We start from the raw sequence: 18,102 nt of genomic DNA on the forward strand, positions 1-18,102 counted from the left end.
CTTCCGGGCCTCCTCAGTGAGGTCCGGGAATTTTCAATACAGTCTCCGGTCAACGCCTTTGCTGGCTGATGCCCCGACGGAGACTTTCCATGCTCATCAAGAAACGCCCTTCCTGGGCTTTGCCTCATTCTGAAGTTACGCCCGAGTCTGTTTACCTGAACCGACGTCAATTTATGTCCGGCACCCTGGCTGTGGCCGCTGGCCTTTCAGTGCCCGGTCTGTTGTCGGCAGCGAAGCTTCCTGTCCCGGGAGAAGCGCTGGATTTTGTTCCGATGCCCGGCTTTTCCACCGACGAGGAGAAAACCCCTTTTGAGGACGTAACCCGTTACAACAACTTTTACGAGTTCGGCACTGGAAAAGGGGATCCGGCGAAGTACGCCGATGAGATGACCGTTGATCCCTGGTCCGTGGTTGTTGAAGGCGCATGTGATCGGCCCGGTGCGTATGCGTTGGAAGATCTGCTGAAACCTCACGAGTATCAGGAACGGGTGTATCGGCTTCGTTGTGTCGAGGCCTGGTCGATGGTGATTCCCTGGATCGGGATCCCCTTGGCCGACATTCTCAAGCGGCTCGAACCGACTTCCAGGGCGAAGTACGTCTATTTCGAGACCCTCTATGATCCGGACCAGATGCGAGGTCAGCGCTCGCTGTTCAGCACCATCGACTGGCCTTATCAGGAAGGTCTTCGCATGGACGAGGCAATGAACGAGTTAAGCTTCCTGGCTGTTGGGCTCTACGGCAAGACCATGCCAAACCAGAATGGCGCGCCTATCCGGCTGGTCGTGCCCTGGAAGTACGGTTTCAAGAGCATCAAGTCGATCGTCAAGATTCGCTTTCAGGAGGAGCGCCCCAAGACTACCTGGGAAATGCTTGCGCCCCAGGAGTATGGCTTCTATGCCAACGTGAACCCTGAAGTTGACCATCCGAGGTGGAGCCAGAAGCGGGAGCGCAGGCTGCCCTCTGGCTTGCTCTCTCCCAACTACATGGAAACCGTCAAGTTCAATGGTTATGGAGAACAGGTTGCCGATCTGTACAAGGGCATGGATTTGAGCAAGTTCTATTGATGAATGAGAAGCGTGTGCTGAACCAACCGGGGTTTGTGCTGGCGTTTCGCCTGCTGGTAGCGCTGCTCGCCAGCGTTCCCCTGTTGGTGCTGATTGCCAGCATTGCCAGCCAGTCCCTCGGCCCGGATCCCGGGCAAGAAGTAACAGAGTCGCTGGGCATCGCGGCATTTCAGTTATTGATTGCTACCTTATGCATGACACCGCTCAAGCGTTGGACAGGGTGGGGAGCGTGGATCCGGGTTCGCCGGATGCTTGGTCTGTTTGCGTTCTTTTATGCGGTGTTGCATGTATTGGCGTTTCTGCAGTTTATTCTTGGCTGGAGCGATCTATGGGCCACGTTCACCAAGCGGCCATATATCCTGGCGGGGGCGGTGTCTTTCCTTATGCTTGTGCCACTGGCGTTAACCTCAACAAAGGGGATGATGAGGCGGATGGGCCGGCAATGGAAAGCCTTGCATAAGCTGGTGTACCCGATTGCGATAGCGGCATGGGTTCATTTCATCTGGCAGTCCCGCAGTGACGTTGGAGAAATGGTGGTGTACGGCCTGATAATCGCAGTTCTGCTGGCGCTTCGTTGGAAATGGAGCGGGAGTCGCGCGCTGATTCCGTTTGTCAGAGGCTGATTTTGAGTAAAAAGAATACGATCTGATCACTGACTGATCAGGCGGATACGTGGAAACCGATACCGCTATAAATTAATTCAAAAACCTCGTTGACAGTTTTCCTGACGCCTGTAGAATGCGCACCACTTCTGAGGGACAAGCCACTCACAGCGGTTTTCCGAGCAGAAGTAACCGTCTGAAAGTACTGAAGAAAATGAGTTTTAAAATTCTTCGGATTAACGGTTGACAAGGCGGCGCTACGATGTAGAATACGCGGCCTTGATTGAGCAACAGCTCAAACGCTCTTTAAAAAGTTGACCAAGTAATTCGTGTGGGCGCTGGCCGAGGTATTTCGGATATGAAATATCAGGACAGTGACTCGTCGAAATTGAGTTTTGTCTTGAGCAAGAATAGAGAATCTTCGGATTCTTGTATGATTTAAACTGAAGAGTTTGATCATGGCTCAGATTGAACGCTGGCGGCAGGCTTAACACATGCAAGTCGAGCGGTAACAGGGGGTGCTTGCACCCCGCTGACGAGCGGCGGACGGGTGAGTAATGCATAGGAAACTGCCCAGTAGTGGGGGATAGCCCGGGGAAACCCGGATTAATACCGCGTACGCCCTTCGGGGGAAAGCAGGGGATCTTCGGACCTTGCGCTATTGGATGTGCCTATGTCGGATTAGCTAGTTGGTGGGGTAAAGGCCTACCAAGGCGACGATCCGTAGCTGGTCTGAGAGGATGATCAGCCACATCGGGACTGAGACACGGCCCGAACTCCTACGGGAGGCAGCAGTGGGGAATATTGGACAATGGGGGCAACCCTGATCCAGCCATGCCGCGTGTGTGAAGAAGGCTTTCGGGTTGTAAAGCACTTTCAGTGAGGAGGAAAACTCTGCGACTAATACTCGTAGGGCTTGACGTTACTCACAGAAGAAGCACCGGCTAACTCCGTGCCAGCAGCCGCGGTAATACGGAGGGTGCAAGCGTTAATCGGAATTACTGGGCGTAAAGCGCGCGTAGGTGGTTTGATAAGCGAGATGTGAAAGCCCCGGGCTTAACCTGGGAACGGCATTTCGAACTGTCAGGCTAGAGTATGGTAGAGGGTAGTGGAATTTCCTGTGTAGCGGTGAAATGCGTAGATATAGGAAGGAACACCAGTGGCGAAGGCGGCTACCTGGACCAATACTGACACTGAGGTGCGAAAGCGTGGGGAGCAAACAGGATTAGATACCCTGGTAGTCCACGCCGTAAACGATGTCTACTAGCCGTTGGGACTCTTGAAGTCTTAGTGGCGCAGCTAACGCACTAAGTAGACCGCCTGGGGAGTACGGCCGCAAGGTTAAAACTCAAATGAATTGACGGGGGCCCGCACAAGCGGTGGAGCATGTGGTTTAATTCGACGCAACGCGAAGAACCTTACCTGGCCTTGACATGCAGAGAACTTTCCAGAGATGGATTGGTGCCTTCGGGAACTCTGACACAGGTGCTGCATGGCCGTCGTCAGCTCGTGTCGTGAGATGTTGGGTTAAGTCCCGTAACGAGCGCAACCCCTATCCCTAGTTGCTAGCAGTTCGGCTGAGAACTCTAGGGAGACTGCCGGTGACAAACCGGAGGAAGGTGGGGATGACGTCAGGTCATCATGGCCCTTACGGCCAGGGCTACACACGTGCTACAATGGTGCGCACAGAGGGCTGCAAACCCGCGAGGGGGAGCCAATCTCACAAAACGCATCGTAGTCCGGATCGCAGTCTGCAACTCGACTGCGTGAAGTCGGAATCGCTAGTAATCGTGAATCAGAATGTCACGGTGAATACGTTCCCGGGCCTTGTACACACCGCCCGTCACACCATGGGAGTGGATTGCACCAGAAGTGGTTAGTCTAACCTTCGGGAGGACGATCACCACGGTGTGGTTCATGACTGGGGTGAAGTCGTAACAAGGTAGCCGTAGGGGAACCTGCGGCTGGATCACCTCCTTAAACGAAGCCGAACGCTTCGGTCAGAGTCCACACGAATTACTTGGTTAGCTGAATAAAGAGAGCAGATGGGTCGTTGCAGGCCCGTGTTTTTGGGTCTGTAGCTCAGGTGGTTAGAGCGCACCCCTGATAAGGGTGAGGTCGGTGGTTCAAGTCCACCCAGACCCACCAGAATTTCACTGCTCGTCGTTGTCGAAGTACTTGCATAGCAGGCTATGCGGCGCACTTCGACGCCTAGATCAGCAAAATCCTGGTCTATCGACGATAGCAGAGCGCAGGACAGATTTCGTTAATCTAGGCGCAGCTTGAATGAGTAAAGGAGTGACCCTCGATGGGTCATGACTGAAACGAATGAATGCTGCAACGACGAGTAACGGAAGCTGGACAAGTTCTGGGGCTATAGCTCAGCTGGGAGAGCGCCTGCCTTGCACGCAGGAGGTCGGCAGTTCGATCCTGCCTAGCTCCACCAAATAACTGGCTAACTTCGGTTGGCAGTGTACAGAAACGAATGTTTCATGTTGGTGAAGCCTTCCTTTCTGATCACTGGGTCAGATTTGCTCTTTAACAAATTGGACGAGATAGAACACAGAATTTTTTCTCTCATTATCTCCGAGAGAAGAGTTCAAAAGTGATAACGATTTCAAGCGTTATCCGGTGTTGTCGTTGAAGTGGTTGTTCTATTGCTTCAAGTGGCTGTCTCGAAGAAACCTCTGAATCAGGCTTGCCTGGTGATGGGTGTGGATTCGTGATCAGTTGTCTTGGGGTTATATAGTCAAGCAACTAAGCGCATACGGTGGATGCCTTGGCAGTCAGAGGCGATGAAAGACGTGGAAGCCTGCGATAAGGTTCGGGGAGCTGGCAAACAAGCTGTGATCCGGGCATTTCTGAATGGGGAAACCCACCGACTTTCGGGTCGGTATCTTGCACTGAATACATAGGTGTAAGAGGCGAACCGGGGGAACTGAAACATCTAAGTACCCCGAGGAAAAGAAATCAACCGAGATTCCCTAAGTAGCGGCGAGCGAACGGGGACTAGCCCTTAAGCTAGACAACTGGTAGGAGAAGGCTCTGGAAAGTGCCGCCATAGTGGGTGATAGCCCCGTATCCGAAACCTGAGTTTAGTGAAATCGAGTAGGACGGGACACGTGATATCCTGTCTGAACATGGGGGGACCATCCTCCAAGGCTAAATACTCCTGACTGACCGATAGTGAACCAGTACCGTGAGGGAAAGGCGAAAAGAACCCCTGTGAGGGGAGTGAAATAGATCCTGAAACCGTATGCGTACAAGCAGTCGGAGCGGACTTGTTCCGTGACGGCGTACCTTTTGTATAATGGGTCAGCGACTTATGTTCAGTGGCGAGGTTAACCGTTTAGGGGAGCCGTAGGGAAACCGAGTCTGAATAGGGCGATTTAGTCGCTGGGCATAGACCCGAAACCGGGCGATCTATCCATGAGCAGGTTGAAGGTGCCGTAACAGGCACTGGAGGACCGAACCCACTGTCGTTGAAAAGCCAGGGGATGACTTGTGGATCGGAGTGAAAGGCTAATCAAGCCCGGAGATAGCTGGTTCTCCCCGAAAGCTATTTAGGTAGCGCCTCGGACGAATACCACAGGGGGTAGAGCACTGTTTCGGCTAGGGGGTCATCCCGACTTACCAACCCGATGCAAACTCCGAATACCTGTGAGTACTATCCGGGAGACACACGGCGGGTGCTAACGTCCGTCGTGAAGAGGGAAACAACCCAGACCGCCAGCTAAGGTCCCCAAGTACCAGTTAAGTGGGAAACGATGTGGGAAGGCTCAGACAGCTAGGAGGTTGGCTTAGAAGCAGCCATCCTTTAAAGAAAGCGTAATAGCTCACTAGTCGAGTCGGCCTGCGCGGAAGATGTAACGGGGCTCAAACTGGTCACCGAAGCTGCGGCTGCATACTTTGTATGCGGGGTAGGGGAGCGTTCTGTAAGCCTGCGAAGGTGTGTTGAGAAGCATGCTGGAGGTATCAGAAGTGCGAATGCTGACATGAGTAACGACAATGCGGGTGAAAAACCCGCACGCCGGAAGACCAAGGGTTCCTGCGCAACGCTAATCGGCGCAGGGTGAGTCGGCCCCTAAGGCGAGACCGAAAGGTGTAGTCGATGGGAAACGGGTTAATATTCCCGTACCTTGGATAGCTGCGATGGAGAGACGGAGAAGGCTAGGTGAGCCGGGCGACGGTTGTCCCGGTTTAAGCGAGTAGGGAGTGGACTTAGGCAAATCCGGGTCCACAATCTCGAGACGCGACGACGACTGCTCTTAGAGCGGGAAGTCATTGATGCCATGCTTCCAGGAAAATCTTCTAAGCTTCAGGCTATTCGAGACCGTACCCCAAACCGACACAGGTGGTCAGGTAGAGAATACCAAGGCGCTTGAGAGAACTCGGGTAAAGGAACTAGGCAAAATGGTGCCGTAACTTCGGGAGAAGGCACGCTGGTGGTAAGTGAAATCCCTGCGGGTGGAGCTGAAGCCAGTCGAAGATACCAGGCCCCTGCGACTGTTTATTAAAAACACAGCACTGTGCAAACACGAAAGTGGACGTATACGGTGTGACGCCTGCCCGGTGCCGGAAGGTTAATTGATGGGGTTAGCGCTTGCGCGAAGCTCTTGATCGAAGCCCCGGTAAACGGCGGCCGTAACTATAACGGTCCTAAGGTAGCGAAATTCCTTGTCGGGTAAGTTCCGACCTGCACGAATGGCGTAACGATGGGGGCGCTGTCTCTACCCGAGACTCAGTGAAATTGAAATCGCCGTGAAGATGCGGTGTATCCGCGGCTAGACGGAAAGACCCCGTGAACCTTTACTATAGCTTCACAGTGAACTTTGAGCATGTTTGTGTAGGATAGCTGGGAGGCTTTGAAGTGGGAACGCCAGTTCTCATGGAGCCAACCTTGAAATACCAGCCTGACATGTTTGAGGTTCTAACTTGGTCCCCTTATCGGGGATGAGGACACTGTGTGGTGGGTAGTTTGACTGGGGCGGTCTCCTCCCAAAGCGTAACGGAGGAGCACAAAGGTGGGCTAAGCATGGTCGGACATCATGCGGTTAGTGTAATGGCACAAGCCCGCTTAACTGCGAGACAGACACGTCGAGCAGGTACGAAAGTAGGTCATAGTGATCCGGTGGTTCTGTATGGAAGGGCCATCGCTCAACGGATAAAAGGTACTCCGGGGATAACAGGCTGATACCGCCCAAGAGTTCACATCGACGGCGGTGTTTGGCACCTCGATGTCGGCTCATCACATCCTGGGGCTGAAGCCGGTCCCAAGGGTATGGCTGTTCGCCATTTAAAGTGGTACGCGAGCTGGGTTTAGAACGTCGTGAGACAGTTCGGTCCCTATCTGCCGTGGACGTTGGAGATTTGAGGAAAGCTGCTCCTAGTACGAGAGGACCGGAGTGGACGAACCTCTGGTGTTCGGGTTGTGACGCCAGTCGCATTGCCCGGTAGCTATGTTCGGACAGGATAACCGCTGAAAGCATCTAAGCGGGAAGCCCCTTCCAAGATGAGATCTCCCTGGACCCTCGAGGTCCCTGAAGAGCCGTTCAAGACCAGGACGTTGATAGGTCGGGTGTGTAAGCGCTGCGAGGCGTTGAGCTAACCGATACTAATTGCTCGTGCGGCTTGACTATATAACACCCAAGACAATTGCGGATAACGCAGAGCTTAACCGCTCAAACGAAATCAACATCACTCAGTTCCTTCTCGTCCCCCAGTGATCAACCGTTTTGCCTGACGACCATAGCGGTCTGGAACCACCTGATCCCATCCCGAACTCAGAAGTGAAACAGACCAGCGCCGATGGTAGTGTGGCGTTGCCCATGTGAGAGTAGGTCATCGTCAGGCTCCTAATACCAAAAACCCCAGCATCCTTGATGCTGGGGTTTTTTATTGCCTGAAATTCACGGCCTCACTCACGGCAGGCCGGTGATATACTCTCCCCATAACGAACGACATCTCAGAATGGAGCCTGCCAATGCCTGCCACTGATCACCTGGTCATCTTCGATACAACGCTCCGTGATGGCGAGCAAAGCCCCGGTGCCACCATGAACAAAGCCGAGAAGCTCCGCATTGCGAAAGCGCTGGAAAAGCTCCGGGTGGATGTTATTGAGGCAGGATTCGCGATTGCCAGCCAGGGTGATTTCGAGGCGGTGAAAGCGATCGCCGAGTCCATCAAGGACTCAACGATCTGCAGTCTTGCTCGGGCGCTCGACAAGGATATCGATCGCGCGGCAGAAGCTATCCGGCCGGCACAGCGCGGGCGTATTCATACGTTTATAGCCACGTCGCCCATTCACATGAAGCACAAGCTGCAGATGCAGCCGGATGAAGTGATTGAGCAGGCGGTTCGCTCAGTGAAACGTGCGCGGAGTCATGTCGACGACGTCGAATTCTCCTGCGAGGACGCCGGACGTTCCGAACTGGACTTCCTCTGCCGGATCATTGAGGCCGCCATCGATGCCGGTGCCAGCACGATCAATATCCCGGATACGGTCGGTTACGCCATTCCCGAGCAGTTCGGTGAAACCATCCGTCAGTTGTTGAACCGGATTCCAAACGCGGACAAAGCTATTTTTTCAGTGCATTGCCACAACGACCTGGGACTGGCTGTATCGAACTCCCTGGCGGCGGTTTCCCAGGGAGCCCGTCAGGTAGAGTGCACCATCAATGGGTTGGGTGAGCGGGCCGGTAACGCGGCGCTCGAAGAAATTGTCATGGCGGTTCGTACCCGCCAGGATCTGTTCCATATCGATACCCGCATTGATGCCCAGCACATCGTGCCGGCGTCTCGTCTTGTTTCTACAATCACCGGTTTTCCGGTACAGCCCAACAAGGCTATCGTCGGCGCCAATGCCTTTGCCCATGAATCCGGGATACACCAGGATGGGGTTCTGAAGCACCGGGAGACCTATGAGATCATGCGGGCGCAGGACGTTGGTTGGCATACCAACAGCCTCGTCCTGGGCAAACACTCCGGTCGGAACGCCTTCCGTACCCGTTTGCTGGAGCTCGGAATTCAGTTTGAGACCGAGACGGAGCTGAATGAGGCCTTTACACGGTTCAAGGCGCTGGCAGATCTGAAACATGAGATTTTCGATGAGGATCTTCAGGCGATTGCCAGCGATACCCGGCAGAAAGAGGAAGACGGCCGTTATGGCCTGGTCTGTATGCAGGTCTGCTCGGAGACCGGAGTCGTGCCCAAAGCCAATCTCACGCTGAGCGTAGACGGCAAAGAGCACAAGGTTGAAGCCGAGGGCAGCGGGCCGGTCGATGCCACGTTCAAGGCAATCGAATCTCTGGTGGATTCCGGCTGCAATCTCCAGCTGTATTCCGTAAACAACATTACCAGCGGCACCGATGCCCAGGGCGAGGTAACGGTACGCCTGGAGCGCGGTGGCCGTATCGTTAACGGCGTGGGTGCTGATACTGATATCATCATCGCGTCCGCCAAGGCTTACATTGAGGCCCTGAACCTGATCAGCAAGGGCGGAATTCGACAGCATCCCCAGGTCGCGGATGTGTGAGAATGGTTATTCGGTGAGTCGCGACAGGCGAAGGTAATGATTGGATCGGAAGCAGAGCGTCAGTTTTATCTGGGAGCAGCGGGGATACGAATGTGGTATGCCCGGCAACCGTTGCCCGGCGCGGCGCCAAGCCCGGATTTTGAGTTTCCCGAGGAGAGTCAGGTTCCGGAGCCAATGCCTGGAACTTCTGAGACCATACCCAGTCCGGTAAGAGATGCCGGTCGGCCTGCGCCGCGTAAACCGACGGGACCAGATAGAACTGAAGGCGTGGCCCGAATAGCGGATCTTCAGGCCTTGATGGAAGGTGAGGCTGTCGCGCCAGGCAACGCCTCCCGACAGCCTCCCCAATCGCCTGCCGTGTTGGATGACGCTGCGAACTCTCCGGAGCCCGCAGCGCCAGAGGAGATGTCAGAGCAGCCTGCCGGGATTCCCTCTGAAAGCGTTAACGTCATGATCTGGGCGGGAAAAAGGGCGGTACTGATCGGAGGTATGTCTGCGGATGCCAGCAGTCGACTGCAGGAAACCCTCGCACTGAATATTCTCAAGAGCCTTGGTGAGGGGCAGCCTCAAGTGCTCGGACAAGTCTCCTGGCCTATCTTCAACAATCTGTTGGTGCCCGGGAACTCCGGCCATGACTTTGTTGAGGTGATGCGCAGTGTTCTGTCGGGCCTGGAAGGTCGGCAGGTTGTTGTCTTGCAGGGTGGAGCGGATGCAGAAAAGAGCTGGCTGAGCGAAGCCCTTGGACACGACGCAGCAGTCCGGTTCCCGCACACCCTTGCTGAGATTGCCGGCTACCCGACATTGAAGCGCTCCCTGTGGCACCAGATACGGCCTCTGGTTGCCCGTTAATGCCTTATCCGGAAACCTACCAAAAAGTTCTTGATGCCGATCTTATTGTGCGCCCCCTGGTGCCCGAGGATGTCCCGGATGTGCTCGATATAGAGCGCCAGGGTTATTCGCACCCCTGGAGCGAATCGGTGTTTCTGGATTGTTTCAAGGACAACTACCGGCTCTGGGGTGCCTGCCATGGGGGCAGACTCACAGCGTACGCTGTCGTGGCCTACATGGTTGATGAAGCGCATTTGCTGAATATCTGCGTCCACCCGAGAGCCCGCGGTGAGGGGGTGGGACGCTACCTTCTGAGGCATGTTCTGGCAACCGCAGCTCATGAAGGTATGGCTCAGCTGTTGCTCGAAGTCAGGGACAGCAATCATGCCGCTATCGCGTTGTACCAGAATGAAGGCTTTCACGAGATCGGCCAGCGCCCCGGGTATTATCCGTCTGCCAGTGGGCGGGAGGATGCCCGGGTCCTGATGCTTGCCCTCGGCCAGTGATCACTGCAGTGCGAGTTAGCGTCACAGCGGCATAGGGCCTATAATGGCCGCCTTTTCCAGAACTTCAGATTCAGGTTGCTTTTCGATTATGTCTAACCTTTCCCAGGAAGTGGCCAAGCGCCGCACCTTCGCCATTATCTCGCACCCGGATGCCGGTAAGACCACGATTACCGAGAAGGTGCTTTTGTTCGGGCAGGCAATCCAGAAGGCCGGTACCGTCAAGGGAAAGAAGTCTGGCCAGCATGCCAAGTCCGACTGGATGGAAATGGAGAAAGAGCGGGGTATTTCGGTAACCACCTCCGTCATGCAGTTTCCTTATGGTGGCAAGCTGGTGAACCTGCTGGATACGCCTGGCCACGAAGACTTCTCGGAAGACACCTACCGCACGCTCACGGCGGTGGACTCCTGTCTGATGGTTATTGACAGCGCCAAGGGTGTCGAGGAACGGACCATCAAACTGATGGAGGTTACCCGGCTGCGGGATACGCCGATTATCACGTTCATGAACAAGCTGGATCGGGACACCCGGGATCCGGTGGAGCTGATGGACGAGGTTGAGGAAGTTCTGAAAATTGCCTGTGCACCGATCACCTGGCCCATCGGTATGGGCAAGAGCTTCAAAGGGGTTTATCACCTGCTTCGGGACGAGGTTATTCTGTATCAGTCCGGCCAGGGCCATATGATTCAGGACAAGCGCGTTATCTCGGGGCTGGACAATCCCGAGCTTGATCAGGCGATTGGCGCTTACGCCGACGATCTGCGTGATGAAATTGAGCTGGTCAAAGGCGCGTCCCACGAGTTTGATCAGGAAGCTTTTCTTGCCGGCGAACTGACGCCAGTCTTCTTTGGTACCGCACTGGGTAACTTCGGCGTGGACCACATGCTCGATGGTCTGGTGGAGTGGGCCCCGGCGCCGCAACCGCGGGAAACCGACCAGAGACTGGTCCAGCCGGCCGAGGACGGGTTCTCGGGCTTCGTATTCAAGATTCAGGCAAATATGGATCCACAGCATCGTGACCGTGTTGCCTTCCTCCGCATTGTCTCGGGCAGTTACAACCAGGGTATGAAGGCCCGTCATGTCCGTATTGGCAAGGAAGTGCGGTTTTCCGACGCGCTGACGTTCATGGCCGGCGACCGCGAACACGCCGAGCAGGCGTTTGCCGGCGATATTATCGGCCTGCACAACCATGGCACCATTCAGTTGGGTGATACCTTTACTGCTGGCGACGACATGAAGTTCACCGGCATCCCCAACTTTGCGCCCGAATTGTTCCGCCGGATTCGCCTGAAGGATCCGCTCAAGGCCAAGCAGCTCCAGAAAGGACTGATACAGCTGTCCGAAGAGGGTGCCGTCCAGGTGTTCAGGCCGCTTCGGAATAACGATCTCATCGTCGGGGCGGTCGGTGTGCTGCAGTTCGATGTGGTGGTCAGTCGCTTGAAAAGCGAATACAAAGTGGAGGCCATCTACGAGCCAATTAACGTAGCTACTGCGCGGTGGGTCACCTGCAGCGATGAGCGCAAGCTTGATGAGTTCCAGCGCAAGAATAACGACAACCTGGCCCTCGATGGGAGTGACAGGCTGGCCTACATTGCTCCGACCATGGTCAACCTGAACCTGGCCCAGGAGCGGTATCCGGACATCCAGTTCCACAAGACCCGGGAGCATTAACGGTTCCGGGCGGAGGTGACTGTGCAGCTGATCGACGCCCATTGCCATTTCGATTTTCCCCAGTTCGATGGCCGCCGCGATAAAGAGCTTGAGCAGGGCCGATCGCGCGGACTCCGGGGGCTGGTGATACCCGGTGTCCGGCGACCGGACTGGGACCGCGTCCGCGAGACAGCGCTGGCTCATGATGGTCTGTTTTACTGTCTCGGCATTCACCCCTGGTTTGTGGAAGAGCACTCGGAGGCAGACTTGGTCGAGCTTAGGCGGCGGCTGGAGGGTCGTCCCGACCGCTGTGTGGCAATCGGTGAATGCGGACTCGATCGAATCCGGGGAAGTCTCGAAGCGCAGTGGCCCTGGTTTGAAGCCCAGGTGGCGCTGGCTGACGAACTGAATCTGCCGCTGGTGATCCACTCCGTCAAGACCCATGACGAAGTTCACGGTGTGCTCAATCGTCGCCAGTGGCAGGGTCGAGCCCTGATTCACGGATTTAGCGGAAGCTTTCAGCAGGCCGCAAAGCTGGTCGATCTTGGGTGCTTTATCGGGGTAGGGGGCGTGATCACCCATCCCAGGGCCCGAAAGGCCCGCGACGCAGTCGCAAAATTGCCACTGGAGGCGCTGGTGCTTGAGACCGACGCCCCGGACATGGCGCCGGAAGGCGTGCCACAGGGAGAGAACTCCCCACGCTATCTGCCGGATATTCTGGACGCGCTCGCGGAGCTCCGTGGCACGTCGCCGGAGCATCTGGCGCCGGCGCTTCTGGATAACGTGTCGCGGCTGTACGGTTGGGCAACCGCCGGTATAGGGGAATAACGAAACGAATCCACACAGGGTTGGCTTTCCTGGGTGGTTCGAGTATACTTCGCGCCCTGGCTTTTCAAGGCGATGTCATTATCTCAGCCCCGAATGATGGCAACGCAACACAGGTATGGAACCCCCTCCGGATGCCTTGCATTTACCGGCGGTGGTTTTTAACGTTTCTTATATAGCGTTCAAGGCGGAATCAATGAAGACTCTGAGTGCGAAACCAGAAACAGTAAAACGTGACTGGTACGTTGTAGACGCAGCCGGCAAGACGCTGGGTCGTCTGTCAACCGAAATCGCCCTTCGTCTGCGGGGCAAGCATAAGCCTGAGTACACCCCCCACGTAGACACTGGCGATTACATTGTAGTGATTAACGCCAGCCAGGTGCGGGTTACCGGCAAGAAAGCATCTGACAAGATGTACTACAGTCATACCGGCTTTCCGGGTGGAATCAAATCCATCAACTTCGAGAAGCTGGTCGACAAGGCACCCGAGCAAATCATCCAGAAGTCTGTCAAAGGCATGCTTCCGAAGGGACCGCTCGGTCGCGCCATGTTCAAGAAGCTGAAAATCTATGCCGGCGCTGAGCACCCTCACGCAGCCCAGCAGCCCAAAGAACTCGACATTTAACGGAAGGCGGATATGTCTGTAGCACAAAATTACGGTACTGGTCGCCGCAAGACATCCACGGCTCGGGTTTTTATCAAGCCGGGAAGCGGTAACATCTCCATCAACGGTCGCACCATCGAAGATTTCTTCGGTCGCGAGACCCTGCGCATGATCGTTCGTCAGCCCCTGGTGGTTGCCGAGTCTACCGATCGTTTTGATATCAACATTACCGTTAAGGGTGGTGGTATCAGTGGCCAGGCCGGCGCAATTCGCCACGGTCTGACCCGCGCTCTGATGGATTACGACGAAACTCTGCGCCCGGCGCTGCGTAAAGCGGGTTATGTTACCCGTGATGCACGTGAAGTTGAGCGTAAGAAAGTGGGTCTGCGCAAGGCGCGTAAGCGTCCTCAGTACTCCAAGCGTTAATTCCGCTGGAGCAGATCCTGGAAAACCCGGCCCTTTTCGGTCGGGTTTTTTTATGTTCCAGTGATTTGTCAGCAAATTGATCTGGAACAGGGATGGAGCGCCAGTGGCGGCTTTCCGACTTGTAAGCCCTTGGTAATTTCATTACCATTTGGGCGCTTATATTTTTGGGTTGTGAAGTCCTTTTAGATGCACATTGCCGGCTGCGTTGCGGGCTGTGACATCGCCTGATGGGAGAAAACCATAATGAGTAATGGCGACGTGAGCCAAGGCAGGCGCCGGTTTCTGATCGGTGCTACGTCTGTGGTGGGTGGAGTCGGCGTCGTCGGTGCGGCGGTTCCGTTCCTGGGGTCATGGAATCCCAGTGCAAAAGCGGAAGCGGCCGGTGCACCGGTAACCGTCAATATCAGCAAGATCGAGCCGGGCCAGCAGATTACTGTTGAATGGCGAGGCAAGCCGGTCTGGATCATCCGCCGTACCGAAGAAATGCGCGCAAATATCGAGAAGCTGAACGACCGGGTGAAAGATCCCCAGTCCGAAGCGCCGCAGCAGCCGCCGTATATCGATGGCATCCTGCGCTCGCTGAAACCGGAATTTGCCGTGCTTGTAGGTCTGTGTACCCACCTTGGCTGTGTTCCATCCTATCGCCCGGAAGTTGCTCCGGCAGACCTGGGTGACGAGTGGCTGGGCGGCCTGTTCTGTCCCTGTCACGGTTCACGATACGATATGGCCGGCCGGGTTTTCGAAGCGCAGCCTGCTCCCCTGAACCTGGAGGTGCCGCCCTATCGTTACGACGATGATGTGACCCTCACGATTGGTCTTGATCCGGAGGCAGCGTAATGAGCAAGTTACTCAACTGGGTAGATGAACGGCTTCCGGTCATTGATGCCTGGAACAAGCACCTTGGCAAGTACTACGCGCCGAAAAACTTCAACCTGTGGTACTTCTTTGGTTCCCTCGCGATGCTGGTTCTCGTGAACCAGTTGGTCACGGGAATCTGGCTGACCATGAGCTACAACCCTTCGGCGGAAGGCGCATTCGCATCCGTTGAATACATCATGCGTGATGTCGAGTGGGGTTGGCTGCTGCGTTACCTGCATTCTACCGGTGCCTCGGCCTTCTTCATTGTGGTCTATCTCCACATGTTCCGGGGGTTGATGTACGGCTCCTATCAGAAGCCGCGTGAGCTGATCTGGATCTTCGGTATGCTGATCTACCTGATCCTGATGGCTGAAGCGTTCATGGGCTACCTCCTGCCGTGGGGCCAGATGTCCTACTGGGGTGCGCAGGTTATCGTTAACCTGTTCGGGGCTATCCCCGTGATCGGTGAGGACCTCTCTCTCTGGATTCGTGGTGACTACCTGATTTCCGGTATTACCCTCAACCGATTCTTCGCGTTGCACGTAGTGGCACTGCCGATCGTTCTGCTGGGCCTGGTAGTGCTTCACATCCTGGCACTGCACGAAGTGGGCTCCAACAACCCCGACGGTATCGATATCAAGAAGAACAAGGACGAAAACGGCATCCCCAAAGACGGAATTCCGTTCCATCCTTACTACACCGTGCACGATCTGCTCGGCGTGGGCGTTTTCTTCTTCATCTTCTTTATTGTTGTGTTCTTCTTCCCGGAAGGTGGCGGGTTGTTCATCGAGAAGCCGAACTTCGAGCCGGCAAACCCGTTGAAAACACCAAATCACATTGCGCCCGTTTGGTACTTCACTCCGTTCTACGCAATGCTGCGTGCGGTGACGATCGACCTGTTCGGTCTTGACGCCAAGTTCTGGGGTGTTGTTGTAATGGGTGCGGCAATTGCCATCCTGTTCGTACTGCCCTGGCTGGACAAGAGCCCGGTACGGTCCATGCGTTACAAAGGCTGGCTGAGCCGTATTGCACTGGCCATCTTCGTGGTGAGCTTTGTGATCCTCGGCTACCTCGGTCTTGTACCCGCTACCGAAGGCCGCACAATGGTTGCCCAGGTTCTGACGGTGCTGTACTTCCTCTACTTTATCCTCATGCCGTTCTACACGCGCATGGAGAAAACCAAGCCAGTTCCAGAGAGGGTGACAGGATAATGAGAAAGCTGATTTTTGGTCTTTTCATCGCGGTCCTGCCAGCTCTCGGGCTGGCAGCGGGTTCAACCGTGCCGCTGGACAGCTTCGAGTCAGATCACTCTGACAAGGCATCTCTCCAGCGCGGAGCGGCAACCTTTACCAACTATTGCATGGGTTGTCATTCCATGGAGTACGCGCGCTACAAGCGTGTGGCTGAGGATCTCGAAATTCCCGATGAGCTGTATGAGGAAAACCTGATCTTCACCGGCGCCAAAATTGGCGAGCTGATGAAAAACTCCATGAACAAAGACATGGCGGCTGACTGGTTCGGTGCTCCGCCACCGGATCTTACGCTCGAAACCCGTCTGCGTGGCGAAGCGTGGGTATATTCCTACCTCCGCGGTTTCTACAAGGACGAGTCCCGTCCGCTGGGCGTCAATAACGTGGTATTCCCGAATGTCGGTATGCCCCATGTTCTGGTTGGTTTGCAGGGCCTCTGTGCCGTTGAACCGAAAATCGGAACGCCGGCCAGCGTTGAGCCGTTGAGTGGGAATATCAACAACGCGGATGCTTGCCCGGAGTACGCAATCGAAGGCAGCATGTCTGGAGCCGACTTCGACCAGGCGATGTACGACCTGACCAACTTCATGTCGTACATGGCGGATCCGGTCAAACTCGAGCGTGAGCGTCTGGGGATCTTTGTTCTGATCTTTGTGGCCATCTTCTTCGTGTTCGCTTACCTGCTCAATCGTGAGTACTGGAAGGACGTACACTGAGAAATAGGGTATAATCCCGACCCCTGAGTTCCAGCGGGCATAACCGGCCCGCTGGATTTTTGCGTTTTTTCAGGATCATTTCGGTTTGTTTACTCGTGAGGTAGTTCTATGGGCGTTGTGACCAAGCGGTCATCAATGACGTTTTTCTCGGATCCGGCCAGCCATTACAGCCACAGGGTGCGTATTGTTCTGGCAGAGAAGGGTGTTACCGTCGATATCGTTGATGTGGATCCGGATAACCCGCCGGCTGAACTGGCGGACCTGAACCCATACAACGCCCTGCCGACGCTGGTAGATCGTGATCTTGTGCTCTATGAGCCCAACATCATGATGGAATACCTCGACGAGCGTTTCCCGCATCCGCCTTTATTGCCGGTGTATCCTGTGGCGCGAGCCAACAGCCGTCTGATGATCCATCGGATCCAGAAAGACTGGTGTGGCCTGGTCGACCAGATTCTGGCTCAGCCGAACGCCAAGGCGTCCGACACAGCTCGCAAAGAGCTGAAGGAAAGTCTGTTGGCAACGGCGCCGCTGTTTGGTGAGATGCCGTTTTTCCTGTCTGAAGAGTTCACCATTGTGGACTGTTGCATTGCTCCCATCCTGTGGCGTCTTCCGTCGCTGGGTATTGAGCTGAATGAGAAGCAGGCCAAGCCGCTGCAGAAGTACATGGAGAGCATCTTCAGTCGGGATGGCTTCAAGGCAAGCCTGTCAGATCTGGAAGAAGACATTCGCAGCTGATTTGGTAACGTTCCGCTTGCCGGAGCAGGAGAGTGGCAGTGGCTGAGAGTAAAAACACCATGACGTCCAGCCGTCCGTACCTGGTACGAGCATTCAATGAGTGGATTCTGGACAATGACTGTACCCCCTACATTGTGGTGGACGCAGGCATTCAGGGTGTGCAGGTGCCGACAGAGCATGTCGCGAACGGGCAGATTGTGCTGAATATCAGCCCGGGCGCCGTGCGCGGCCTGGTCATCGGGAATGGAGCGCTGGAATTCAGTGCCCGTTTCGGTGGAGTGCCCATGCAGGTGTTTATTCCGTTGCAGGCGGTGATGGCAATCTACGCCAAGGAAAACGGCGAGGGCATGGTCTTCGGCAGTGAGCCGGGCTCTCCCGATCCTGACGGTACCTCGAAGGAGCGCGATGGTGAGCAGGCGTCACCTGGTCAGGAGGATCGCCCCTCTGGCAGGCCTACCCTCAAGGTTGTGAAATAACGCCAGCGCACTCGTTTTGAAAAAGCC

At 55.4% G+C, this 18,102-nt stretch carries 14 protein-coding genes, 2 tRNA genes and 3 rRNA genes; all 19 read left to right on the plus strand.

Annotation, left to right across the window (positions count from 1 at the left end):
- Positions 1–89 precede the first annotated feature (89 nt).
- Positions 90–1,064, plus strand: coding sequence for a protein-methionine-sulfoxide reductase catalytic subunit MsrP (gene msrP / locus ACP86_RS14085; RefSeq protein WP_053114538.1), 975 nt, complete (start codon positions 90–92; stop codon positions 1,062–1,064).
- A complete protein-coding gene (locus ACP86_RS14090) occupies positions 1,064–1,687 on the plus strand; it encodes a sulfite oxidase heme-binding subunit YedZ (RefSeq protein WP_008170683.1) in 624 nt (207 codons plus the stop codon). Before msrP ends, ACP86_RS14090 begins: the two co-directional genes overlap by 1 nt.
- A gap of 419 nt (positions 1,688–2,106) precedes the next feature.
- A 16S ribosomal RNA gene (locus ACP86_RS14095) occupies positions 2,107–3,646 on the plus strand.
- A gap of 91 nt (positions 3,647–3,737) precedes the next feature.
- Positions 3,738–3,814: transfer RNA gene (locus ACP86_RS14100), tRNA-Ile, on the plus strand.
- A gap of 222 nt (positions 3,815–4,036) precedes the next feature.
- Positions 4,037–4,112 (plus strand) — tRNA-Ala (locus ACP86_RS14105).
- A gap of 301 nt (positions 4,113–4,413) precedes the next feature.
- Positions 4,414–7,305: ribosomal RNA gene (locus ACP86_RS14110) — 23S ribosomal RNA — on the plus strand.
- A 99-nt stretch (positions 7,306–7,404) separates the two neighbouring features.
- Positions 7,405–7,519: ribosomal RNA gene (rrf, locus tag ACP86_RS14115) — 5S ribosomal RNA — on the plus strand.
- Together the 16S, 23S and 5S rRNA genes with 2 tRNA genes alongside form the textbook arrangement of a ribosomal RNA operon.
- Positions 7,520–7,649: 130 nt before the next feature.
- On the plus strand, positions 7,650–9,200 hold the full coding sequence (locus ACP86_RS14120; RefSeq protein ID WP_014576083.1) for a 2-isopropylmalate synthase: 1,551 nt from the start codon (positions 7,650–7,652) through the stop codon (positions 9,198–9,200).
- Positions 9,201–9,236: 36 nt separating this feature from the next.
- Entirely contained in the window at positions 9,237–10,049 is an 813-nt protein-coding gene (locus ACP86_RS14125) for a hypothetical protein (RefSeq protein WP_053114540.1), read from the plus strand.
- On the plus strand, positions 10,049–10,534 hold the full coding sequence (rimI, locus tag ACP86_RS14130; protein ID WP_053114542.1) for a ribosomal protein S18-alanine N-acetyltransferase: 486 nt from the start codon (positions 10,049–10,051) through the stop codon (positions 10,532–10,534). Before ACP86_RS14125 ends, rimI begins: the two co-directional genes overlap by 1 nt.
- 88 nt (positions 10,535–10,622) lie before the next feature.
- Positions 10,623–12,203 carry a peptide chain release factor 3 gene (gene prfC, locus ACP86_RS14135; RefSeq protein ID WP_053114543.1) on the plus strand — a complete coding sequence of 527 codons (1,581 nt, stop codon included), beginning with the start codon at positions 10,623–10,625 and terminating at the stop codon, positions 12,201–12,203.
- Positions 12,204–12,224: 21 nt separating this feature from the next.
- The gene (locus tag ACP86_RS14140; RefSeq protein ID WP_053114545.1) at positions 12,225–13,010 is read left to right on the plus strand and encodes a TatD family hydrolase; all 786 of its coding nucleotides are present in this window, start codon (positions 12,225–12,227) and stop codon (positions 13,008–13,010) included.
- A gap of 193 nt (positions 13,011–13,203) precedes the next feature.
- Complete coding sequence (rplM, locus tag ACP86_RS14145) at positions 13,204–13,632, plus strand: 50S ribosomal protein L13 (RefSeq protein WP_008176556.1); 429 nt, start codon at positions 13,204–13,206, stop codon at positions 13,630–13,632.
- Between the two features lie 12 nt (positions 13,633–13,644).
- Positions 13,645–14,037, plus strand: coding sequence for a 30S ribosomal protein S9 (gene rpsI / locus ACP86_RS14150; protein ID WP_008176554.1), 393 nt, complete (start codon positions 13,645–13,647; stop codon positions 14,035–14,037).
- 243 nt (positions 14,038–14,280) lie between these two features.
- Entirely contained in the window at positions 14,281–14,874 is a 594-nt protein-coding gene (gene petA, locus ACP86_RS14155) for a ubiquinol-cytochrome c reductase iron-sulfur subunit (protein WP_014576088.1), read from the plus strand.
- On the plus strand, positions 14,874–16,106 hold the full coding sequence (locus tag ACP86_RS14160) for a cytochrome b (RefSeq protein ID WP_014576089.1): 1,233 nt from the start codon (positions 14,874–14,876) through the stop codon (positions 16,104–16,106). Before petA ends, ACP86_RS14160 begins: the two co-directional genes overlap by 1 nt.
- The gene (locus ACP86_RS14165) at positions 16,106–16,861 is read left to right on the plus strand and encodes a cytochrome c1 (protein ID WP_014576090.1); all 756 of its coding nucleotides are present in this window, start codon (positions 16,106–16,108) and stop codon (positions 16,859–16,861) included. Before ACP86_RS14160 ends, ACP86_RS14165 begins: the two co-directional genes overlap by 1 nt.
- 108 nt (positions 16,862–16,969) lie before the next feature.
- Positions 16,970–17,599: a glutathione S-transferase N-terminal domain-containing protein gene (locus ACP86_RS14170; protein ID WP_014576091.1), complete on the plus strand. Its 630-nt coding sequence runs from the start codon at positions 16,970–16,972 to the stop codon at positions 17,597–17,599.
- Between the two features lie 59 nt (positions 17,600–17,658).
- Positions 17,659–18,075, plus strand: a complete 417-nt coding sequence (locus ACP86_RS14175; RefSeq protein WP_169702205.1) for a ClpXP protease specificity-enhancing factor — start codon at positions 17,659–17,661, stop codon at positions 18,073–18,075.
- Positions 18,076–18,102 lie beyond the last annotated feature (27 nt).

The sequence above is a fragment of the Marinobacter sp. CP1 genome, assembly GCF_001266795.1.
GTDB classification, from domain to species: Bacteria; Pseudomonadota; Gammaproteobacteria; order Pseudomonadales; family Oleiphilaceae; genus Marinobacter; species Marinobacter flavimaris.